At 53.0% G+C, this 21991-nt stretch carries 16 protein-coding genes; all 16 read left to right on the plus strand.

Translation table 11 applies throughout. The features are described from left to right. Window positions 1-16 precede the first annotated feature (16 nt). The 16 genes from AK95_RS11945 to AK95_RS12020 all read left to right on the plus strand — a co-directional run bounded on the left by AK95_RS11945 (window position 17) and on the right by AK95_RS12020 (window position 21876). On the plus strand, window positions 17-1504 hold the full coding sequence (locus AK95_RS11945; protein ID WP_071220171.1) for an FGGY-family carbohydrate kinase: 1488 nt from the start codon (window positions 17-19) through the stop codon (window positions 1502-1504). Window positions 1505-1528: 24 nt separating this feature from the next. Continuing rightward, entirely contained in the window at window positions 1529-2161 is a 633-nt protein-coding gene (locus AK95_RS11950; RefSeq protein WP_071220172.1) for a D-sedoheptulose-7-phosphate isomerase, read from the plus strand. After that, complete coding sequence (locus tag AK95_RS11955; RefSeq protein ID WP_071220173.1) at window positions 2158-3159, plus strand: ROK family protein; 1002 nt, start codon at window positions 2158-2160, stop codon at window positions 3157-3159. Before AK95_RS11950 ends, AK95_RS11955 begins: the two co-directional genes overlap by 4 nt. A 26-nt stretch (window positions 3160-3185) precedes the next feature. Further along, window positions 3186-5489, plus strand: coding sequence for a Sip1-related alpha-galactosidase (locus AK95_RS11960; RefSeq protein ID WP_071220174.1), 2304 nt, complete (start codon window positions 3186-3188; stop codon window positions 5487-5489). 164 nt (window positions 5490-5653) lie between these two features. Then, window positions 5654-6655, plus strand: a complete 1002-nt coding sequence (locus AK95_RS11965) for a LacI family DNA-binding transcriptional regulator (protein ID WP_071220175.1) — start codon at window positions 5654-5656, stop codon at window positions 6653-6655. A 15-nt stretch (window positions 6656-6670) separates the two neighbouring features. Beyond that, window positions 6671-7543: a carbohydrate ABC transporter permease gene (locus AK95_RS11970; RefSeq protein WP_071220176.1), complete on the plus strand. Its 873-nt coding sequence runs from the start codon at window positions 6671-6673 to the stop codon at window positions 7541-7543. A gap of 15 nt (window positions 7544-7558) precedes the next feature. Continuing rightward, on the plus strand, window positions 7559-8410 hold the full coding sequence (locus AK95_RS11975) for a carbohydrate ABC transporter permease (protein WP_071220177.1): 852 nt from the start codon (window positions 7559-7561) through the stop codon (window positions 8408-8410). Window positions 8411-8540: 130 nt separating this feature from the next. After that, window positions 8541-9836 (plus strand): ABC transporter substrate-binding protein, encoded by a 1296-nt coding sequence (locus AK95_RS11980; RefSeq protein WP_071220178.1) that lies wholly within the window; start codon window positions 8541-8543, stop codon window positions 9834-9836. 137 nt (window positions 9837-9973) lie between these two features. Further along, a complete protein-coding gene (locus tag AK95_RS11985) occupies window positions 9974-11224 on the plus strand; it encodes an amidohydrolase family protein (RefSeq protein ID WP_071220179.1) in 1251 nt (416 codons plus the stop codon). A 58-nt stretch (window positions 11225-11282) separates the two neighbouring features. Next, window positions 11283-13310, plus strand: a complete 2028-nt coding sequence (locus tag AK95_RS11990) for a YyaL domain-containing protein (protein WP_071220180.1) — start codon at window positions 11283-11285, stop codon at window positions 13308-13310. Between the two features lie 44 nt (window positions 13311-13354). Beyond that, window positions 13355-16618 (plus strand): FAD-dependent oxidoreductase, encoded by a 3264-nt coding sequence (locus AK95_RS11995; RefSeq protein ID WP_071220181.1) that lies wholly within the window; start codon window positions 13355-13357, stop codon window positions 16616-16618. A gap of 44 nt (window positions 16619-16662) precedes the next feature. After that, a complete protein-coding gene (locus tag AK95_RS12000) occupies window positions 16663-18030 on the plus strand; it encodes a sedoheptulokinase (RefSeq protein WP_071220182.1) in 1368 nt (455 codons plus the stop codon). 272 nt (window positions 18031-18302) lie between these two features. Further along, on the plus strand, window positions 18303-19193 hold the full coding sequence (locus AK95_RS12005; protein ID WP_071220183.1) for an ATP-binding cassette domain-containing protein: 891 nt from the start codon (window positions 18303-18305) through the stop codon (window positions 19191-19193). Next, a complete protein-coding gene (locus AK95_RS12010) occupies window positions 19193-19921 on the plus strand; it encodes a hypothetical protein (protein WP_235613087.1) in 729 nt (242 codons plus the stop codon). The genes AK95_RS12005 and AK95_RS12010 overlap by 1 nt, the downstream gene beginning before the upstream one ends. A 79-nt stretch (window positions 19922-20000) precedes the next feature. Then, window positions 20001-20465 (plus strand): hypothetical protein, encoded by a 465-nt coding sequence (locus AK95_RS12015; protein WP_071220184.1) that lies wholly within the window; start codon window positions 20001-20003, stop codon window positions 20463-20465. Between the two features lie 475 nt (window positions 20466-20940). Next, complete coding sequence (locus tag AK95_RS12020) at window positions 20941-21876, plus strand: S-layer homology domain-containing protein (RefSeq protein WP_071220185.1); 936 nt, start codon at window positions 20941-20943, stop codon at window positions 21874-21876. Window positions 21877-21991: the final 115 nt, after the last annotated feature.

Consider the following 21991-nt stretch of genomic DNA (forward strand, 5'->3'; position numbering starts at 1 on the left):
AAGGAGAGGGTTTGGCATGCTCATGATCGGCATTGATATCGGAACGACCAACAGCAAGGTCGGTGTCTTTGATGATACGGGCAGGATGCTGTCCCAAGCGAGCCGTCAAACCAAGCTTTATGTTCACAGGGATGCCAGTACCTACTTTGACCCGCTCCGCATATGGACCGACGTGGCGGACATGATCAAGGAAGCCGCCGGCAAGGTGGAAGCGGCAAGGATCGTTTCCATCGGAATCACCAGCATGGCGGAGAGCGGACTGCTGCTTGACAGGAGAACGGGAGAGCCCATATCGGAGATCGTGCCCTGGTCGGACAGAAGCTCCGCGCCTCAGGCTCAACTGCTGGAAACGGAGGATGATCCGTTAGCGAGGTTTCTCGCCAGCGGACTGCATCCTTCCTTCAAGCTGAGCCTGGCAAAAATCCTGTGGCTGAAGCAGCGCGATCCGACCGTAATGAGTCATGCGGTATGGCTATCGGTAGCCGGCTACATCGCCTACCGGCTGACGGGCGTGATGGCCTTCGATTATTCGCTTGCGGCCCGGACCTATGCCTTCGATATCCGGACCAGGACGTGGGATAAGGAGTGGCTAGGCCATTTGAAACTGCCGCTGGACCTGTTTCCGGAGGCATTTCCAAGCGGTCATGCGATCGGGCATGTGACCGGCGCTGCGAACCATCTCGGCCTGCCGCGCTCGGCGCTCGTATGCATCGGCGGCCATGACCATCTCTGCGCCTCGCTGGCGGTGGAAGCGTTAAGACCGGGAGACGTGTACAGTTCCATGGGCACCGCAGAAACGCTGGTGGGCGTTATGGAGGAACGAGGGCTCAAGTCGCGCGATTATGATTCAAAGCTTGCCTTCGGACTCCATCCGGTGGAGGGGCGCATGTTCTGGATGGGCAGCAATTCGGCCTCCGGAGGTTCTGTGGAATGGGCACGCTCGATTATGGGCCATCCTCGTCTCACTTACGAAGCGATGGAACAGGAGGTGGTCGGCTGCGGGCCGGGACCGACCGGAATTCTGTACTTTCCGTTTCTGACAGGAAGCGGTCCGCCGGAGCCCGATGCGAATGCCAAAGCTGCGTTCATCGGATTAACCCAAGGCCATACCCGCGGTCATCTGTGCAAAGCGGTGCTGGAAGGGACCTCGTACCAGATGGAACGCGTACGCGAAACGGCAGCGGGCTTGCTGGAAGGGCCGATGGGACGGATCCGCGTGACGGGCGGTGGTGCAAGGCTTGCTTCTTGGCTGCGAATAAAAGCGGCCGTGTCCGGATGTATGCTGGAGGTACCGGATATCCGGGAGGCGTCCATGATGGGAGCGGCGCTGCTCGGCGGCACGGGATCAGGTATCTATTCCTCGCTCCGGAAAGCAGCGGCCAGCGCAAATAACGCAAGGAGCTCTAAGTATATCCCGTTTCGGGAGGAGGAGCATTCGGCTTACCGTGATATTTACGAATCTCAATATATTCCGATCAGCCATCATCTTAGATTACGGAAATGAGCTGGATGAGGAGTGAAGGCTAACATGAATGCAATCATGGAAAATATGCAGCGCAAATACCCGGAGCTTGCGGGCTGCGCGCATGATGTTCTGCGTGCTTTTGAAATTATAAAATCTGCTTTTTATAAAGGGAACAAACTGTTGATCTGCGGCAACGGGGGAAGCGCTTCGGATTCGGAGCACATCGTCGGCGAATTGATGAAGGGGTTCCGGATGACGCGTCCGGTGCCCCTGGCGTTTCGAAGGAAACTAATCGAGGTCGACCCGGAGCAGGGGGATTATATGGCCGATCACCTGCAGGGAGCGCTCCCGGCCATATCGCTCGTCAGCCAACAGGGTCTGATCAGCGCGTTCAGCAATGACGTGGAGCCGTCCATGGTGTATGCCCAGCAGGTATACGGGTACGGCAAACCTGGCGATGTTCTGCTGGGACTCAGCACTTCAGGCAATTCCGTCAACGTAATTCGGGCGGTCCAGGTGGCCAAGGCAGCGGGGATGAGCAGCGTCGTCATGACCGGCAAAAGCGGGGGAGTCCTTAAAACGATCAGCGATGTCACGATTGCCGTTCCTTGGGAAGAGACCTCGGACGTTCAGGAACGGCATCTTCCGGTTTATCATGCCTTATGTCTGATGCTGGAGGAGGCGTTCTTTGCATGACCTATTTGTCCGGTTTCGATATTGGAGGGACGAAATGCTCCGTGTCCGTCGGCAGGCAAGAAGCTGACGGAACGCTGACCATCCTGGCCAAAGAACGCTTTCCGACGCCTCATGAACCGGAGGAAGCACTAACCATCATGATGAATGTGCTTGAGCAATTGCTGCAGCAATTGCACCTGCCCGGCGTTGAGGCAATCGGCATCAGCTGCGGCAGTCCGTTGAACAGCGAGCTCGGGCTTGTCCACAGTCCGCCGAATTTGCCGCATTGGAATGGGATTGATGTTGTGAGTCCGGTCAAACAACGTTTCCGGGTACCGGTCGGCCTCCAAAACGATGCCAATGCATGCGCCTTGTCAGAATGGAGATGGGGCGCCGGCCGTGGCACGAAAAACATGCTGTTCCTGACATTCGGAACAGGCATGGGAGCCGGCTTGATCTTGAACGGTCGGCTGTATACGGGAACGAACGATATGGCCGGCGAGATCGGCCATATCCGGCTGGAGCATGACGGTCCGGTCGGGTATGGCAAAGCGGGATCCTTTGAAGGCTTTTGCAGCGGCGGCGGGATCGCCAGACTGGCTGCAACCCATGCGGAAGCGGTGCTGAACGCCGGAGGTACGACCTCCTTTTGCAGCGATAAAGAACAGCTGGCTTCCATCACGGCCCAGTCGGTCGGCGAAGCGGCCCAGGATGGTGACCCAACGGCCCTGAAGGTTTTTCACCTCGTGGGAGAAGAACTGGGGCGGGGACTGTCCGTGCTGGTGGATATTTTGAATCCCGAGATGATTGTCATCGGCAGCATCTACGGCCGTCAGCAAAAGCTGCTGGAGCCTGTGGCGCTTGAAGTTCTGAAACGGGAAGCGTTACCTGGGGCTTTGTCGGTATGCAAAGTGGTTCCGGCAGCGCTGGGCGAACGGGTCGGAGATTATGCGGGCCTATCGGTCGCCATGCATGCACTGTCCATGCTGGCAGATGCGGAGACAGTTAATCCACGATGATGAAGCAAAGAGGGGGAATATCGGAAATGTCCGCAACCTACACGAATGCAACCAGGCAAGAGCTGCCTCAGCGCAGGTATGTGCTCGATCTGATCCATCAAATGGCGGTTTCCGTCCATGACTATGAACGAGGAATGATTCCCTTGGAGCTCATCGGCGTTCAAGAAATCGGATTCGATCATGACGCTGGTGTGCACAGAGAAGGGAATATACCGGTAACGGTTACAAAAGACACAAGCGTCTCGGAAAAGAGCGTACAGGACGAGGCGGGATCGAATTATACTGCCACGAATCATTCGGGAGCCGCAAACGCAATATGTTGCAACACGGATGGTGGAAGGCTGGACGGTTGTCTTCTCTATGCTTATCGCAGTGCCGATGGAACCGCCTCGGCGGATATTCGAATCGTGATAAAGGAAAAGAGCGTGCTGGCCTATGTGGATGCCAAGCTGGCGAATGATAGCCTGTTTGGCAAACAAAGCTATTTCAAACCGGAAGCGGCCGTCACTATAAGCTTTGGCCATCCCGTTCATGAGGGGTATATGGCGAATTACCGGCATAAGGACTGGTGGACACGTCCGCATTTCGGACCGGGATGGGATACGCTGCCTCGGCGTACCCAGTCGCTGGTGTGGAGAACGGCCCCGGACCAGTACCTGTATCTGCTCCCGGTCTGCGATGACCGATGCCGAACGGATCTGCAAGGGGATGACAGCGGGCTTCAAGCCGTAGTATCGCCTTTGATCCTCGGTCATGATTCGATCAAAGCGCTGGCGTTTTCGCTATCGTGGGGAACGGAGCCTTACGAGGTTGCAGAGAAGGCTTCATCAGATAGCCTTCATGCGTTGAACCGGGAGCATCGTAAAGGGAAGGCATACCCGCCGTTGATGGAGTATATCGGTTTTTGCTCCTGGGATGCCTTCTACCATGAGGTTCATGCGGGCGGAATACTGGAGAAGGCCGAGGAGCTGAAGCTCCTGAAGCTGCCGGTCAGGTGGTTCATGATTGATGATGGCTGGCTCGATGTGTCGGAGATGCGGCTCCAGTCGCTGAAGCCGGACGGGAATAAGTTCCCGGAAGGTTTTCTGCCGGTTACGCGTCAGCTCAAAGAAGATTATGGCGTGGACTGGGTCGGAGTATGGCATACCATTGCCGGCTACTGGGGCGGCATTTCCCAAGGAAGCGACTTGGCGGCGCGGTACGGGGAGTTCCTGCACGAAACTCGGAATGGGCGGCTGATTCCATCTCCGGAACAAAGCAAGGGCTTCGGGTTCTGGGATGTTTGGCACCGTGAGCTTAAGGAACAGGGCATCGATTTCGTCAAGGTTGATGGCCAAAATTCCATTACGAACATGACCATGTACAACATGACGGCCGGCGAAGCAGCGGCAGGAGCCCATGAGGCTTTGGAGGCTTCGGTGTATCAACATTTTGAGGGGAACATCATGAACTGCATGGGCATGGGTTCGGAGAACGTATGGCACCGACCCGTCTCTTCCATGTCCCGGAACAGTGACGACTTTGTGCCGCAGGAGGCAGGCAGCTTTAAGGAGCATGCGCTTCAGAATGTATACAATTCCTATTATCATGGACAGTTCTACTGGGGAGATTGGGACATGTTCTGGACATCGCATGAGGATGCGCTGCAGAGCGCCGTGCTCAGGGCAATCAGCGGTGGACCGGTCTATTTCAGCGATCCCGTTGGGACCACCGACCCGGCTAGGGTATGGCCCATGATCTATCGGGATGGCCGGATCGCGAGAGGAGACCTGCCGGCCCAGCCGACAGTGGATTGCCTGTTCCGCAACCCGAACACGGAGCCGATTCCGTTAAAGGTATGGAACCGGGTCGGACCATCGGGCGTCATCGCCGCTTTTAACATCACGCTGGATGACGCGATTGTGAAGGGCACCGTCCGTCCAAGCGATGTACCGGGCCTTGAGGGCGAAGCTTTTGTACTGTTTGAACCGCTTACGCGGAAGGTGCGTACGCTCCAAAGAGGAGAGGAGCTGAGCCTGCATTTACAGCCGGGTGAGGTTGCGGTTTACAACGTGATCCCGGTTCGGAAATTCTGCACGCCTATCGGTTTGACGGATAAGTTTCTATCCACTCACGCTGTGCTGCAGATTGAAGAGCATCCTCAGAAAACGGCGGTTCGCTTGGTTGAAGGCGGCATCTTCGGGTTTACAGCGGACCCTGCCCGCTCCGTTAAGGCTATAGTCAATGGCTTGGAAGCCAGGGTGGTTCGGAGCGGGGAGCTGTGTGAGATTGATTGCTGCGAAATAGAGGGAGAGCCTGTCATCGAGATTTTCCAAGAGTTCAAAGTTTAAGGCCGAATGCGCCTTGGAGAGGTCGCAGTTGCTATCTGGCAGCCAGGACGGATCAGTTAGAAAACGGCCTTTCCTCGGCGATCCCCGTTTTGGGAACGTTCCCAAAAATTTGCTATTGCATGAGTCTGTTCAGCCATCACTTAGAAGAAGGAGCGTTTATCGCTATGGTTCCTACGATTCATGACGTGGCCAAACTGGCGAATACCTCCAAGAGTACGGTATCCCGCTACTTAAACGGCCAAAAGGTTAAGAAAACGACGCAGGCTGCACTCGACAGGGCGATACGGGAGCTGAATTTTCACCGCAACGCCCACGCCCGCCGTTTGGTAACCAGCAAGACGTTCACGATCGGCATCGCCATCGACGACATCTCCAACGTGTTTTACTCCGGGATGATCAAGGGGATCGAGGACGCTGTCAAAAAAGAAGGCTATAACTGCATCTATTACAGCTGGACATCGAATTTCAACCGGGAAATATCGTTTTTGGATCTGCTGTATGAAGGACAGATTGACGGGTTGATTCTCGTCAGCTTCAGGCGCAGGCAAGAGGAAGAACTGCAGAAGATCCGGGAGTCTCCGCTGCCGGTGGTGCTTATCGGCGACCGTGGCGGGAAGGACGGCATCTTCTCCGTCGACGTCGATAATGCGTTCGGCGTGTCCGAGCTGGTTGCTTACCTGCATTCGATCGGACATCGGAACATGGCTTATATTACCGGACCCGATCATGCAGCTGCCAGCAAATACAGACTGAAGGGATACATCGACACGCTTGGGGCGTTGGGAATTCCGTATCGCCCGGAATGGGTGGTGACATCTGATTGGAGCAATCAGGGAGGGTACGAGGCGATGCTGGAGATCAACGGTTTTGAGGGGATTACCGCCGTTCTCGCCTCCAATGACGAGACCGCCGTCGGCGCCATGCGAGCCATCCAGGAAAGCGGCCGCAGCATGCCGGAGCATATGTCGATTGTCGGATTTGACGACATCTCCATCGCGCAGTGGGTATATCCGGCCTTGACGACAGTTCGCCAGCCATTTTTTGAAATCGGTAACAAGGCGGCGGCCGGCCTGTTCGATAAAATTCACGGCAGGCCGCATGCGGAGAGCGCAAGTCATTTATTAAGACCGAAGCTTATTATTCGGAATTCCTGTGCGAACACGTAAAGGGAGGCACGCCCGGTGAAGACGAAAATCAATAAATCGAATTACGGCTACCTGTTTATTTCACCTTTTTTTATTGGATTCATTATTTTTGGTCTGGTGCCGATTTTATACACCTTGTATCTCAGCTTCACGAAATGGGATGGCTTTGACGATCCCGTGTTTCTGGGCATTGCCAATTATGAGCGGATCCTCCAGGACAGCTTCTTTTATCAGGCGATCGGAAACACGCTGATCATCTGGCTGATGTCGATCATACCGCAGCTGACAATTGCGCTTATATTGGCCATGATCCTGAACGAGAAGTTCATTCGCGGCAAGCATTTTTTCCGCGCGGTCTATTTCTTTCCCCACATCATTACGCCGGTTACGCTCGGCGTCATGTTCAGTCTGATGTTCGACTGGCAGACGGGAAGCATCAACAAAATCATCATGGCGATGGGCTTGGTGGATGATCCGGTCAACTGGTTCAACCATCCTTGGCTCGCCAGGATGATTGTCGCCGGCGTCATCTGCTGGCAATATTTCGGTTACAACATGATCGTCTTTATCGCAGGTCTTCAATCCATTCCGTCCGAGGTGTACGAGGCCGCGGAAGTGGATGGGGCGACGAAGTTCCAAACGGCGCTTCGTATCACGTTCCCGATGCTGCGCCCGGTCTTTCTGTTCACGCTTATTACGTCGGTGATCGGTGGCCTGCAGCTGTTCGATGCGCCGCTGATGCTCGGATCGGGCCCAGGCAACGCGACCCGGACCATGGCGATGTATCTGTACGAAACAGCTTTCCTGAACTTCGATTACAGCTACGGGGCAACGATTGCCTACGCGATCTTCATCGTGATTATGCTGTTCTCGCTGATTACGGCTCGGGCTGCGAGACTGAAGGACTAGGGGGTGCCAGAACTTATGAGAGCTGCAGCGGTTAAACAAAACAACGTCAAGATGATTTTGGGGCGAACGGTGCTCTACCTTTTTCTGCTTGTGATTGCCCTGACCTGTCTCATTCCTTTTTACAGCATGATCATGACCTCGACGCATGCCAATTCGGATATCGCCAGAAGGTTGCTGGTCGTACCGGGAGACCAGTTTCTAGTCAATTATGAGCGGCTGATCGATACGGTCCACATTTGGCGCGGGTTTGCCAATTCGATCATCATTTCCGTAGTATCCACGGCCATTGGCTTATATTTTGCGGCATTGGGCGGCTACGGATTTGCCAAGTACAACTTCAAGCATAAGAACATTCTCTTCGTGGCCGTACTGGGAACGATGATGATTCCGGGACAGCTTGGCATCATCGGTTTCTACAAGCTGATGGATACGTTCAATATGCTGAATACGTACTGGCCGTTGATCTTGCCTTCCATTTCAAGCGCATTCGGCATCTTTTTCCTGCGTCAGATCGCGGACTCTTCGGTGCCGACGGAGATTATGGAATCGGGCCGGATCGACGGCTACGGGGAACTGAGAATTTTCCACCGCCTTGTCATTCCGTTGATGATCCCCGGCATTGCCACGCTCGGCATTTTGAATTTCATCGGCAGCTGGAACGAATTCCTGACCCCGATGATCATTTTGTTCGATAATCAGCTGCAAACGCTTCCGGTGATGATTGCCAGCGTTAAATCCCAGTTCACTTCCGACTTTGGCGCGCAGTACGTCGGCGTTGTGATCTCAACCATCCCGATTCTGATCGTATTTTCGATCATGTCGAAGAAAGTAATCAGCGAAATCGCGGCGGGAGCCGTAAAGGGGTGACGGCCGCAAGGAGTCTGAAAGGAGGGATGCCCTGGCCTAGGCCTGCTTGTCGCTTCTTTATGAAATCATTTCGGATGGGTTTAATCGAGGTTTGTCTAGAAACGAATGAAATGTATAGGGGGAGATTGTTTTGAAAAGGAACAAGTTAATCGGCATGCTGCTGTCCGCCATTCTGTTAACCGGACTTCTCGCCGGATGCTCCGGCGGCAGCGAAGCAAGTCAGGGAGGATCATCTCCGGCCAAGAACGAGAACGGGGAGCTTCAAGGCAAACTGGTGATATGGACATTCTTTGATCAAGTGCAGGACATGGCGGACCAGTTCGAGGTGAAACATCCGGGAGTGACCGTCGAGGTGAAGATGTTCCCGGGCGATCAGTACCAGACGAAGCTGCTGACGGCGCTGCAGACCGGCAAGGATACGCCGGATATCTTCGATTTGGAGCGGGGATACATCGGCAAATTCATCGACTCCAAATTCACGACGGACTTATCGGCGTTGGGCATTGATGAGCTTGTCAAAGATAATATTCCATACGTAACGGAGCTCGGAAGAGGGTCGGACGGCAAAATCCGCGCGGTATCGGATCATTCGTCACCGGGCGGATTCTGGTATCTGCGCGAGACGGCACAGGAATACCTTGGTACCGACGACCCTGACGAAATCAGCGGGATGGTCGACAGCTGGGACAAAATCATCCAGCTTGGAAAGCAGGTCTATGAGGCGAGCGGTGGCAAGATTCACCTGATCGCAAACGCCGGAGACGTATTTGATATTGCTGCCTATAATCTGGAACCATGGGTGAAGGATAACAAGCTTAACGTGGATCCACAGTGGCAGGAATACTATGAGATTCAGAAAGAGATTCGTCAGAACAACGTGGACGCTAAGCTGCCGTTCATGTCGGCGGGATGGGGTAATGCCTTGAATGACGGCAGTGTCGTGCTGACTTCCATGCCGGCATGGGCGGGCTTTATGGTGGATAACAAGGATGGCAAGGCCGAAGGGAAATATGGGGTAGCCAAGACGCCGTTAGGCTTCTACAGCGGAGGCACTTACCGCAGCATATATTCCAAATCCGAGAATCAGGAGCTGGCCTTTGAATTTATTAAATACATCGCTGGACCGGAGTGGCAGCAGCACAATCTGGAGAAGACAGGAAATATGCCGGCTTCCGGCAAAGTTTACGAAGACAACCTGGAACAATTCAAATCCCCGCTGTTCGGTGATCAGAACATACTGGCTCCGTACTATGAAACGGTTAAGCAAATGCCGGGACATACCGCAGACAAGTATGGCGAGGAAATTCTGAGCAAGTGGAGAAAGGTTGCTGGTGAAGGGGTCACCAATAATCGGAGTTATGACGAAGTATTGTCCGATTTTATAAAGGAAGTAAAGAATTCTTTCCCTGAACTGAAAATCGATTAAGCACGTCACATATCATATCTGCGGTTGATGGGGGAGGCTGCTTCCTTCGCGAGGCAGCCTTTTCCTGTCCTTTTTCGTGAAGGATAGACCTTGGATGTAGGAAGAAGACATTGTATAGAGTGGAAGGAGACACCTTGATGAACAGCTTGCAGGAATATGTGCAACAAATCCGTATCATTGACGGGCATGAGCATTTGGCTACGCCGGCCATTAGAAAAAAGGAGAATACCGGTATCTTTGGCTTGCTTCATTACCTGGACTCGGATCTGATTACGGCCGGCATGCCACGGGATATTTTAAGCCCAAGAAGCAAAACCAGCGACGAAGAGAAAGCTGCCGTCTTCCTGAAATATTGGGACCGTACGAATAATACGACGTATGCCCGGATGTTGAAGACCGCCTTAGAGGATCTGTACGGATTCAGGGATTGGAGCGTACAGGGCATCCTGGAATTGGACGGGAAGGTGAAAGCCGCCTCTGCCAACGATGATTGGTACCGCAAAGTGCTGAACGAGCAATCAGGGATCGACGTGGCGTTTACGCTGATTCAGACAACCGAGATGAACACCGAGCTGCTGAGGCCGATCATGTTCCTGGACTTTGCCTTTAAACTGCGAACATTAAAGGATATTCAGGCGGTGGAGCGTTCCGCTGCCGTTACCGTGCATACCTTGGAGGATTACTTGAATGCGGTGGATTCCTTGCTATATAGATACGTTCAGGAAGGGATGGTTGCCACGAAGCTGGGACATGCGTACTGGCGCAGCCTGGCTTGCGGCAAACCGACTCGATTTGAGGCGGAACAAGCTTTTAACCGAATGATGGTCGGGTCGCTGGATGAGCCGCTGAGTCAAACGGATTGTTTGCCTCTTCAGGATTACCTGATCCATTTCATCGTCCGTCGGTCCATTGCCTATGAATTGCCGATTCAGATCCATACCGGCCATCACGAGACCAGCGTCTCCGGCAACGGGAATATCATTACAAATTCCAGGGTGACAGGCCTGCTGCCGCTTCTGCTTGAATACCCGGAAGCCAAGTTTGTGCTTTTGCACTGCGGCCTTCCATACCAGAATGAATATTTGAGTTTAGCGAAAAATTTCCCGAACGTTTATGCGGATTTCACCTGGGTTTACATTATATCGCCGACGGCGGCCAAGCAAATCTTAAGCCAGATGATCGAAATGGTGCCGGGCACCAAAATTCAGGGCTTCGGCGGTGACTACAATTTCGTTGAAGGCACTTATGCCCATCAGAAGCTGGCACGGCAGATTGCCGCGGATGTTCTCCAAGAGAAAGTCCGTGAAGGCTCGCTAAACGAACGGGAAGCGATAACGTTTGCGGATCGAATATTCCGCGATAATCTGATGGAGCTTTATCGACTCTAGCGGCTCTTCCCCGGCTGGATGATGGAACTATAACGAATGATGGAGGCGATATGAATAAATGGAATGGACGACGCAGAATAGAAACGGTGGGACGGAGCTTCATATTCTTGGGGGACAGGCGGGTTCAACCTGTTCCATGCGTTTTGCCGCGCTGTTAAGTTTGCTGGACGATTCCGGTCATGCCGTGGATATTCCCGTTGACCGTGTGATTCCGACGAAGGACGGGTTTCAGGTTGAAGGTAAGCATGAAGATTTCGAGATTGTAAGCCGCTGGGTATTGATTCACGATATCACTTCCTATTACGACGTCCATCTGGAGATGTGTTATACAGGCAGCGTTGAGAAGGAGGCCGGACTTCGAATTGGCTGCGATCTCCTCGGCGGAGGCAAACCTGACTGGATGATTCCCGGAGCCTTTTATAAGGAGAACCGATTTGAGCATAACTTCCGAAAATACCCCAGGTATGATTATCACGGAGGAAAGGCTGCGGAGATGGTATCGGATCATTGGTCATTTCGGAGCGACAGGGCGGCGCTGCCTGCCGTGTTCGCTTGGAATGACGGCATGTGCGGGGCGCTCTGCACGGACGAAGTCTCGGTGATCGGACTCAGTGGTCTCGGCTTCAGAGGGAACGCGGAAGGGACCCAGATTTGGCTCGATTTCCCTTACCGTGAAGAGCCGGTCACCTTCGTCGGAGAGCCGGTTCCGGATCCGGCGGATGTAAACATGCATTCCTTCAAACCAGGCGAGCAGATCCGATTGAAGTTCAAGCTGTATGCTGGAGCGTCGGACCCGCATGCCTACGATCCGTTTGTACGTCAGATGTACAAACTGCACCAGGAGGACCACACGTTGAATCCATGGATCGGTTTGAAGGAAGCAGGCGAATTGACAGCACATGGCCTGTATACGTGGCATTATCGCGAAGAATACGGAATCTTGAACGAAACGGCGGCATTTGACCGGGAATTTAACAACAACGTCAAGCAGCAGGGAGACAGACCCCATATGCATGTCGGATGGGTCAGTGGCGCGCCTTATGCTTATGCATTGCTTGCCTATGGGCGAAAACATGGCATATCTAGATATATTCAGGCCGCGCATTCGGTGCTTTCCAAGGTTGCCTCGGGGATTGCGCCAAACGGTACGTTCTGGGCATCCTGGATAGTCGGCAAAGGCTGGACTACCGGATGGAATCCGAAATCGGACTGGCTGCAGGCGCGTACGATCGCCGAAGCGACGCTGTTCATGATCCGGGCGCTGGTCTTGGAGCAATCCTATGGAGATCAGCACAAGGATTGGGAACAAGCGGTTCTGTCCAATCTGGATTTTGCTGAAGCGCACCAACGGGAAGACGGCAATTTCGGCTCGTATTACCACTGCGAGAGTGGTCGGGTAGAGGAATGGGACGGCGCAGGAGGAATGCTGTGGATTGCCGCATTGCTCGAAGGAGCCCGGCTGTTCGGTAACAGCGATTATAAGGAAGCCGCCGTCGCAGGTGGAGCCTATTATGAGAGCTTCATCATCAATGAATATATTTACGGCGCGCCGGAAGACGTGCATCTGACGCCTACGTCGGAGGATGCTTACAATGCAGTGGTCTCCTACGTTCTTTTGTATGAGCACGACAAGCAGGACAAATGGCTGGACTTGGCAAAAAGCGCTGCGGATTGGATGATGACCTTTCGTTGGACGTACAATCTCGATTTTCCCAAGTTTTCGTTTCTGGGTCAGTATGATTTCAAGTCCCGGGGCGCGGACCAGGCGTCAACCTCGAATCAGCACCTGCACAATTACGGATTGTTCTGCGTTCCGGAGATGCTCAGGCTATGGAGGTACAGCGGGGATGATTATTACAAGGACCGGACGAGAGATCATATTGCCTGCTTCCTTCAGTTCGTGGCCAGGGAAGACGGTGATTTTAACGCATATAAAGGGATGGTTACCGAGCGGTTTTACAACACGAATTGTTTCCAGCCCAAAGGCATGATGCTGACGTTATCCCATGCCTGGTGCGTGGGACTTGTATTGTATGCTTCACAAGAAGCGATGGCATACGCGGCCGATCTGGATCTGCCGTTGTGAAGCATCTGTCTGACCAAGACATGATAACTAGGGGGAAGAGCGTGATGAACGTGTTCATGAATCCGGAAACCTTGCCTGTTCTAGGCAGGAGTGATGTGGTTGTCATCGGCGGGAGTTTTGCGGGCATCGCTGCGGCAATCCGTCTGGCAAAGGGGGGCAAGCAGGTCGTATTAATCGAGTCCCGAACGTACCTGGGAACGGAAATGACAGCCAAGCTGATGCCTTGGATCGAGCTTAACGGGGATACGGATTCGGCATTACCCGAACTCATTAAAGCTGTGATGGCTCAGCAGAATATGGGAGCGCTGCTCCATGAAAGTTATGCGGGCAGCATCAGGGAGGGGCAGGGGCTGGATGATCAGGCAGCAAGCATTTCTTGTATTCCTATGCACCCAGACCGATTAAAACGGGGCTTGGAGGATCTTCTTCTTGAACGTGGAATTGAGTTCGTATATTCCTCCATACCGATTGCGCTGCATCATGAACATGGCCGCCTGAACGGCATCGTGGTCGCCAACAAATCAGGCCGGCAGGTGATACGCGCCGAATGCATCGTGGATGCCACCGAGACGGCCATCACGGCTGCGCTGATGGGAGAACCGCTTGCCCGGTTTCCTCATGGATCGTCGGCATGTTATTATAGGACCTTGGAATTTACAGGAGCCGTGGATGTGCGGTCAGGTGAGATGTTAATACCGGAAGAGCTAGGCTTTCTGGATAACACGATCCGTGTTCGCTTCGGCTGCCGGGGAGAAGGCCATGTTTACGTTACGTTCGGTCTGTCGCTCCAGAGCGGCAACACGATGAAAGCGGACCGCGACAGGGAAGTGTCCGCACGATTCATCGGCATGAAAGTGGCTTCGTATTTGACGAAGCAGGTACCGGGTTTTGGCAAAGCCGTATTGAGCTTTGCTTCCCATGAATTATCTGGTCCTTATGCTTTCGGTCCGGCGGGAGATTTGCACGGATGGGAAGCCACTTCCGCCAATGAATCCATGCAAGGCCCTTGGCCCGGCCTCCTGTGCTTGTACAGGGATGTCTATGTGAACGGAAATGCCCGCTTGTTGAATCCCGTAAGCGCAGCTGCATCAGGAGAGGCGGCGGCTCTCTTGCTGCTGGAAGGAGAAACGTATGCCCTTGGAAGGACGCTGCAAGAAGCCGAAACGGTTATCACCGAAAGCGGGGCTGATCCGGAAAGAGCTTGGATCAACCGGTCGGCCAATTCCGAAGAGGGTGAAAAGAACGATTATGAAATATCGTCCATTTCCTCTTTTCGGAAGGAATGGGCAGGAGAAGAAGCGGAGGTTGCAGCCATGGGGCTGCCTGTGCTCAAAAAAGCAAACGTGCTGGTCGTCGGAGGAGGCTCCAGCGGGGCAAGTGCTTCCATAACGGCTGGCTTTGAAGGTATGGATACCGTTTTGGTGGAGCTTAATCCCGGTCTCGGAGGAACGGGAACCTATGGCGGGGTTGACAGCTACTGGTTTGGCCGCCGGGGCGGCTATGCGGCACGAATTCATGAAGCCGTTCAACAGGTACAGTCTTCCATCGGGTATAGGGGCCATAAATGGAATATCGAAGCCAAGGCATTTGCGCTGCTGCAGCTGACGGAGGAAGCGGGAACGGATGCGCTGTTCAATTGCACGACCTGGGGTACGGTGAAGCAAGGGAACCGGGTATGCGGAATTGCAGCCGCCACGCGCTGGGGACCTGTTGTACTGTTGGCTGACGTCGTGATCGATGCTTCGGGCGACGGGGATGCAGCCGCTTTTGCCGGCGCGGAATATGTGTACGGCTCCAGCAAGGATCACACCGTGATGTGGTATTCCTTATCCCAATACAAGGCGCCTTCCAAACTGCAGAACAATTTTACCAGCATGGTCGATGTTTCCAGCATTCTCGACTATACCCGGGCTATCCTGGCCGGGCGGCGAAGGGGCGAAGAATGTCATGATCACGGCATCTACGTAGCAACAAGGGAGAGCCGGCATATCGTGGGCGATGCCGTGATGCAGCTTCCAGATCAGCTGCTGCACCGGCGTTGGCCAGACGTTATTAATGTTCATTTCAGCAACCATGACATAAAAGGGGTAAGCGGAGCGGATTGGGTCAACATCGGATTGATCCCTCCGAACCTTGAGATCGAGATCCCGTACCGTATGCTGCTGCCGAAAGGGCTGGACGGCATTCTGGTTGCAGGCAAGGCGGTTTCGGCGACGCATGATGCTCTGCCTGCCATACGCATGCAGTCCGATCTGGAGAATCTGGGCGCCGTTTGCGCGCTGGCAGCCGTACAAGCGGTTGGCTGTTGCCGGTCGCCAAGAGAGATTGACATCAAGCTGCTGCAACAACGTCTTGGCAAGGAGGGGCTCATACCGGAAGACGCCGTTACCCGAAAGCTCTCCCCTTACAGGTACACGGATGAAGAATTGTCCCAACTCGTGGACTCCATCGAAGGTGATGTGCCGCTCTATGAATATTCGAATATGCGAATGAACGAGATCTATCGGGGACGCCTGCCGTTTGTCGAGATATGCTCGCTGGGACAGCGGAGCATTCCCTATCTGGAATCGGCCTTAACGAAGGCGTCCGAGCGCAAGAAAATCGTGCTCGCTCAGGCTCTGTCCATGCTGGGTGCAAAGTCGGGAGTCCAGGTGCTGATGGATGCGATTACGAAAGAACTCCAAGGCGGCCGGCTGCCGATGCGTACGGCAGAGATCATGTATGTGCAGCTGCCTCCGGACCACGGAGCAATGCCCGAAGCCGCCAATTGGTTATACTCCCTTGCAGCGGCAAGGGATCCTCGCAGCTTGACGGTATGGCAGCGGGTTGCGGGGTTGCTGCATCCCGGTGAGGAGGATTTCAAGGATACCCTGCAGGGAATCTACTATTATATTGATGCGATATGCCATGGAGCCGAACGGCTAGGGTCAAGGGATGCCGTCCCGGTGTTGTTAAAGCTCCATAACATCCCCGAGCTGCGGGGACAATCCTGCAAAAGGGGAGCGCAGCCCGATTACTTTTTGGAGAGGCGCTCGATGCTGGAGCTGGCGATTGGAAGGGCTCTGGCCCGATCGGGAAGCATGGCAGGATATGAAATTCTGATCGATTACCTGGATGACAGCCGGTCGCTGTTAGGGAGAGGCGCTCTTCTTGAGCTGCACAGACTCAGCGGCAAACGATATGGGAAGTTGGCGAAGGTATGGCTGGAATGGTTGCACCGGCAGGAGAGTCGTCTGACGCCGCAGCCGCTCGCGATATTGCTGGATATCGAGTGTAACAGCGAAGACATGCTGCGATGCATCGATTAGCGCGCGGGGTCAAGCAGGAATACGTTGAAGTAGGAGTTATGCCGATGAAATATATTGGTTTGGATATCGGAACAACGAGCATTTGCGGTGTGGTATTCGATGCCGGACTTGGCGAAATATTGTCCACCGCAGCTGAAGCCAACCGGGCCGCACGAGACGGGGCTTACCCGTGGGAACGGCTTCAAGATCCCGAGGCGATTTGGCTGCAGGCAGAAGCGGTAATGAGACAGCTGCAGCAGGAGCATCCGGATATTGGCGGCATTGGCGTAACAGGCCAAATGCATGGCATCCTATACCTGGATGAGCTTGGCAGAGCGGTCAGTCCCTTGTACACATGGCAGGATCAACGCGGAGCGGAGCGCCTTACACAACAGACTTACGCCGAGCGGCTGTCCGAACTCACAGGATATACGCTGTCAACGGGGTACGGCGTTGTAACGCATTTTTTCAACTGGATGAATCATCTAATCCCGTCGTCTGCATGCCGTGTCTGCACGATCCCTGATTATATCGTGATAAAGCTGACCGGTCGTCAAAATCCGTTGATGGATCCGACGCATGCAGCGGGGATCGGCTGCTATTCGTTGCAAAAACAAGACTTTGATGCTGAAGCGATGGAGCAAGCAGGGATAAATCGTAGCTGGTTTCCTTCCGTTCGGGCTTCGGGAACGATGGCTGGATCAACGTCCGGCGGAATTCCGGTGTTTGTATCGCTGGGTGATAACCAGGCCAGCTTCCTGGGCAGCGTAAAAGACATTCACCGCACGGTACTGCTGAATATCGGAACAGGGGGGCAGCTTTCGATCCATGAACCGACGAATGGCCCCGATGTCCCGGAAGGGTTGGAAGCCAGACCGTTTCCAGGGGGCGGCAGGCTGCTTGTCGGCTCTTCCCTTTGCGGCGGAAAAGCTTATGCAATCTTGGAGCAGTTTTTTCGGAAAGTTATCGCCTCCTATACCGGTGAGCCTGTGTCCGCGGGGCAGGTCTACGCCTGGATGGAGCGACTGGCAGCCGAAGATAGCTTATGTGGTGGCGACAGCTTGTCCGTGAATACGCAATTTCTCGGGACAAGGCAAGAACCCGATCGGCGGGGTCAGATTGTCGGCATTTCTGTAGATAACTTTCTCCCCGAATTGTTGGTTGTAGGCTTCCTCCGGGGTATGGTGGAGGAACTGCATGCGTATTTTGAGCGACTGCCGAGAGCTATTCGTCATAACGTCACTTCTCTGGTTGGAGCCGGAAATGCCATCCGCAGCAACGATAGGCTAAGGGACGAAGCAGTCAGGCAGTTTGGTCTTCCCGTGCATGTACCGACTCATTCCGAGGAAGGCGCGGTAGGCGCTGCGCTAACCGCGGCCGTCGGATCAGGGGAGGTTGTCTCGTTTGAAACCGCGGGTCAACGGCTGGGTTGATTCATTAAGGACGCATCGGGCGGCCGGCAGCATATATTGAAAGCTGGTTGAACATGAAGAGCGACATGATACAAAAGGCGGCCCGCGGGGCCGCCTTTGCATTTTATTATGGATTCGAATCACGAAGGAGTCCTTGAAAGCAGATGCGGGCCATGATATTGTCATGTGAGGTACAAATCCGTTGTACGCTGAGCTTGAGATGTTGTGTTTACAGGTAAATTAGCACTACAATACATACAAACACCAGATTATGTGAACAGGAGTTGAAGTGTTTGCAGGAGCTGCTGGAATTAAACGGAGTACATAAGCGTTTCGGCAAGTATGCCGTCCTGCATGACATCACCTGGAGCATCTCCCGCGCTGAGTGCGTTGCGATAACAGGAAGCAATGGCGCAGGAAAGAGCACCATGCTGCATGTGATAGCAGGGCTTGCTAATCCGTCGGTAGGGTCACGGATCGAACATGGAACATCGCTGCGTGTCGGCTATGTACCGGAACGTTTTCCTGCGCTGCGGTTTCGCCCTTCCGAATATTTGCGCCACATGGCTGGCATTCAGGGCATGGACAAACAAGAAGCAGCGAAGCGGATCGATGCCATGCTGAATGTGTTTCGATTGCAGGACATGAAGATGACGCTATGCTCCAAGGGGATGCTGCAAAAGGTCAATATCATGCAGGCTTTGCTTCGCCAGCCCGATTTATTGGTTCTGGATGAACCTCTGTCGGGATTGGACGAGCCCTCTCAAATGGAGATGATCGGCATTCTAAGTGAAATCAAAAGACAAGGAACAGCGATCGTGATGTCCGTTCACGAGCCGCTGCTTATTGCTTCGCTGGCCGACCGGGAGACGCAACTCCGCGAGGGTCGGATCGAGCGGGACGGCATGCTGGAAACCGATACGGAGATGGGACGGATGAAGCTGGAATTCACACGTGTTACTCAAGACAAAATGCTGGAACTGGAACGCCGTTCAGGGTTCCATTATTGGATATCGAGAGGAAATCCTGCATCGATGGTAGTCTCGCGGCAGGTCGCGGATGAAATGCTGCTGGATATTCTACAGTCAGGCGGATCGCTGACACGGCTGGAGCCTTGGAGCATGGAGAAGGCAGAGCAAGTGCAGCCAAACCTTGGTCAATCCATGGAAGGGGAGGGAGCATAATGGGATCATTGATTCATTACATGCTTGCCAGTTATACGAGATCCTATCGGTATTTCGCGCCGATGGCCTTTATGCTGATATCGGTAGTGTTTATCTACTCTTACCGGCCTAACCCGATCATGGACAGCTATGCCGTAACGGCAGCATTTCTGTTTGTCGGCTCCGCTTGGCTTGGTTTGAACTTTCTCAACCATGATCAAGGGCGTCAAACGATGCTGCTGATTGTTCATAGCGGGAAGGCCATACGATATTATGCCGCCCAGTATTTAACCGTAACGCTTCTATCTATCCTGTTCAGCTTATTTGCTGTCCTTTACCCGATCGTGTATGGAATGTTCGATAAGCCGATTACATTATCCCAGTTTGTTTTGGGTTATCTGGGACATGCTGCTTTGTCCTTGCTCGGCATTTCAATTTCGGTATTTTTTCAGTTTGGCTTTATGGAGAACCAGGGAAGAGCGGCAGGTTTGCTGTTAATCGTTATCGTTATTTCCATAGCCGGACAATCCATCGTTCAGGATGATTTGGCTTATTTGAGAATGATTCCTTATGTGCTGCCTCCCGTCTCTGTAATGATTGATATGCTCATTCATGCTGACGAGCGTTCCCGGGCCATGTTATTCATGACCCTTACATATACGTTCATATACAGCTTCATTTTGCTGGCTGTTTATCTATGGATGGCCTGCCGCAAGGATGCGGCAACCGTGATCCGAAAAGTAGGTTGAAGTAGGAGGTATCTTCCTTTACCATAGGGATATACACAAATAGAAACGGTAAAGACAGCCAATACTAGAGGAGGATACCATGAAACAATCTCGACTGATGGACAGCGACCACTCCAAAGAGCTGTTTGCCTATTTCGGATTAGCGGTGTATTATTCACAGGCGCTTGAGCAGCAGCTGGCGAATCTGTTGATGCTGATCAAGCTTTCCCAGGGGAATGTGCCTTCAGAAGAAGATTTCACCCAATTATATCAGCGGAAATTAAGCAGCTCTCTGGGCCAATTGGTACACGAGATCCAGCATTACTTTCCATTCTCCGAAGAAGAAACACTTCAATTAAAAGAGGTCTGGAAGCAGCGCAACTATATCGTTCATGATTATTTCAAAGAGCGGATTCATGAGACATTCAGCCCGGCTGGCCGATCCCGAATGATTCGGGAGCTGACCGCTTTTAAGGACCAGGCCCAAGCGCTGGAGCAGAAGCTGCAGGGTTATTCCCGCGAAATGTATGTGAAGCTTGGCCTAGACAGCGAAAAAAGCGTGTAAGTGCGTGTTCAAAAAGGTCGATTTTCAGCACCGAGGCTTATGCTTCCGATGTGCGTTTTTTCAAAACGCTTCAGTTGGATGAAGCTAGGGAGTGAGGAGTGGAGCTACACGTTTTCGCAGAAAACGACTTCGAAAGCATCCGCTGTTTTGGGTACGTGAGCACCTGAAATGTTTCCGCAGGAAACATGCTTCGGAAGCTTATACTTAGGCTCGGCTGAATTCAAGATTCGATGCCGAGCTGCTTCCTGATTCGCTTCGTGTTAGATATAGAATTTATGAGTTATCAGTGGAGCTGATGAAATTCTATATCGCAAGAAAACCTACCTATGCATCGCGGTCGCTCATCCTTGAAGTGGCCTCGATAGAGGTTTTCTTATCAAAAGCGGACTTTTTGAACAACCTCTATAAAAGAAATTAGGGCTGAGATGAAACATATTCCAGCACCTCTGCGTCAGAAAGAATAGGAGGTGTAATTATGAAAAAAACTACGAAATTGTTAACTGCATTGCTTGTCACTTCGTCATTGCTCGGTGCCGGCGCCGCCTCTGCTTTCCAGGATGTTCAAGAGGGGAAGCCTTTGCAAATGGTGAAGGAGCTGCAAGCGAAAGGTATAATCCAAGGGGTTAGCGCAGACAAATTCGCTCCGGCCAAAACAATAACGACCGCACAAGCGGTGCAGATGATTGTGAATATCGCCGACCTGAAGGTACAACCGAACTTTACGGGCCGTTCGTTTGACAGTGTGCCGAAGGATGCCTGGTTTGCTGAAGCTGTGAATATAGCGGCTCAGAACGGATTGTCCGTATCCGCAGACATGAAATGGAATGAGCCGATAACGCGTGAAGGGTTCGCGACATTGCTCTCGGAAGCGATTCAGAAGACCGGGAATTATCCCGTGGTTATGATGTATTTGCATGTAGCCGACGAGGATCTGATGAAAGAGGAGAGCCGGGGAGCGGTGCAGTTCCTGCTGTTAACCAAGATCGCTGAACTCGACGTTAACGCCAAGTTCCATCCAACGAAGAATTTAACGCGAATAGAAGCGGCAGAGCTTGCTTACCATTCGTTCCGATTCATTGAGGAGCATCAGAAGAACATGATACCCCAGAAGCCGGGACAATCTGAACCGGATGTAAGTACAAAAGTTGTTAAGGTGGATGAATCGCAGAACAAAGTTACGGTAACCAAGGAAGACCTGCCGAATCCGGGGTACGGCATTAAAATTACGTCGGTCGACTATGTTAGCGATACCGAAGCCGTGATCCACTACAAAGTTCTTCAACCCGATCCGGACAAAATGTACCCGCAAGTCATCTCGAAATCTTCCGATGACGTGCTCGTGCCTTCCAAGTACACCAAAATCACGGTCAAAGCAGAAGGTACAGAAGGTACTCTTGATTCGACAAAGTAATTTTTGCAATATACTGCCAGCATACCATGTTAAAAAGGCTGTTCCCAAGCGAATGTTACATTCGACCGGGGGACAGCCTTCTTGTTTAATCCTACATTTATCTAACGCAGCTGGT

This window comes from Paenibacillus sp. LC231, assembly GCF_001860525.1.
Lineage (GTDB): Bacteria > Bacillota > Bacilli > Paenibacillales > Paenibacillaceae > Paenibacillus_AQ.

Bases quoted from the DNA above. Each gene is read 5' to 3' on its own strand.
- AK95_RS11945 (WP_071220171.1), top strand. From the start codon at position 17: ATGCTCATGATCGGCATTGATATCGGAACGACCAACAGCAAGGTCGGT.
- AK95_RS11950 (WP_071220172.1), top strand. From the start codon at position 1,529: ATGAATGCAATCATGGAAAATATGCAGCGCAAATACCCGGAGCTTGCG.
- AK95_RS11955 (WP_071220173.1), top strand. From the start codon at position 2,158: ATGACCTATTTGTCCGGTTTCGATATTGGAGGGACGAAATGCTCCGTG.
- AK95_RS11960 (WP_071220174.1), top strand. From the start codon at position 3,186: ATGTCCGCAACCTACACGAATGCAACCAGGCAAGAGCTGCCTCAGCGC.
- AK95_RS11965 (WP_071220175.1), top strand. From the start codon at position 5,654: ATGGTTCCTACGATTCATGACGTGGCCAAACTGGCGAATACCTCCAAG.
- AK95_RS11975 (WP_071220177.1), top strand. From the start codon at position 7,559: ATGAGAGCTGCAGCGGTTAAACAAAACAACGTCAAGATGATTTTGGGG.
- AK95_RS11985 (WP_071220179.1), top strand. From the start codon at position 9,974: ATGAACAGCTTGCAGGAATATGTGCAACAAATCCGTATCATTGACGGG.
- AK95_RS11990 (WP_071220180.1), top strand. From the start codon at position 11,283: ATGGAATGGACGACGCAGAATAGAAACGGTGGGACGGAGCTTCATATT.
- AK95_RS11995 (WP_071220181.1), top strand. From the start codon at position 13,355: ATGAACGTGTTCATGAATCCGGAAACCTTGCCTGTTCTAGGCAGGAGT.
- AK95_RS12000 (WP_071220182.1), top strand. From the start codon at position 16,663: ATGAAATATATTGGTTTGGATATCGGAACAACGAGCATTTGCGGTGTG.
- AK95_RS12010 (WP_235613087.1), top strand. From the start codon at position 19,193: ATGGGATCATTGATTCATTACATGCTTGCCAGTTATACGAGATCCTAT.
- AK95_RS12015 (WP_071220184.1), top strand. From the start codon at position 20,001: ATGAAACAATCTCGACTGATGGACAGCGACCACTCCAAAGAGCTGTTT.
- AK95_RS12020 (WP_071220185.1), top strand. From the start codon at position 20,941: ATGAAAAAAACTACGAAATTGTTAACTGCATTGCTTGTCACTTCGTCA.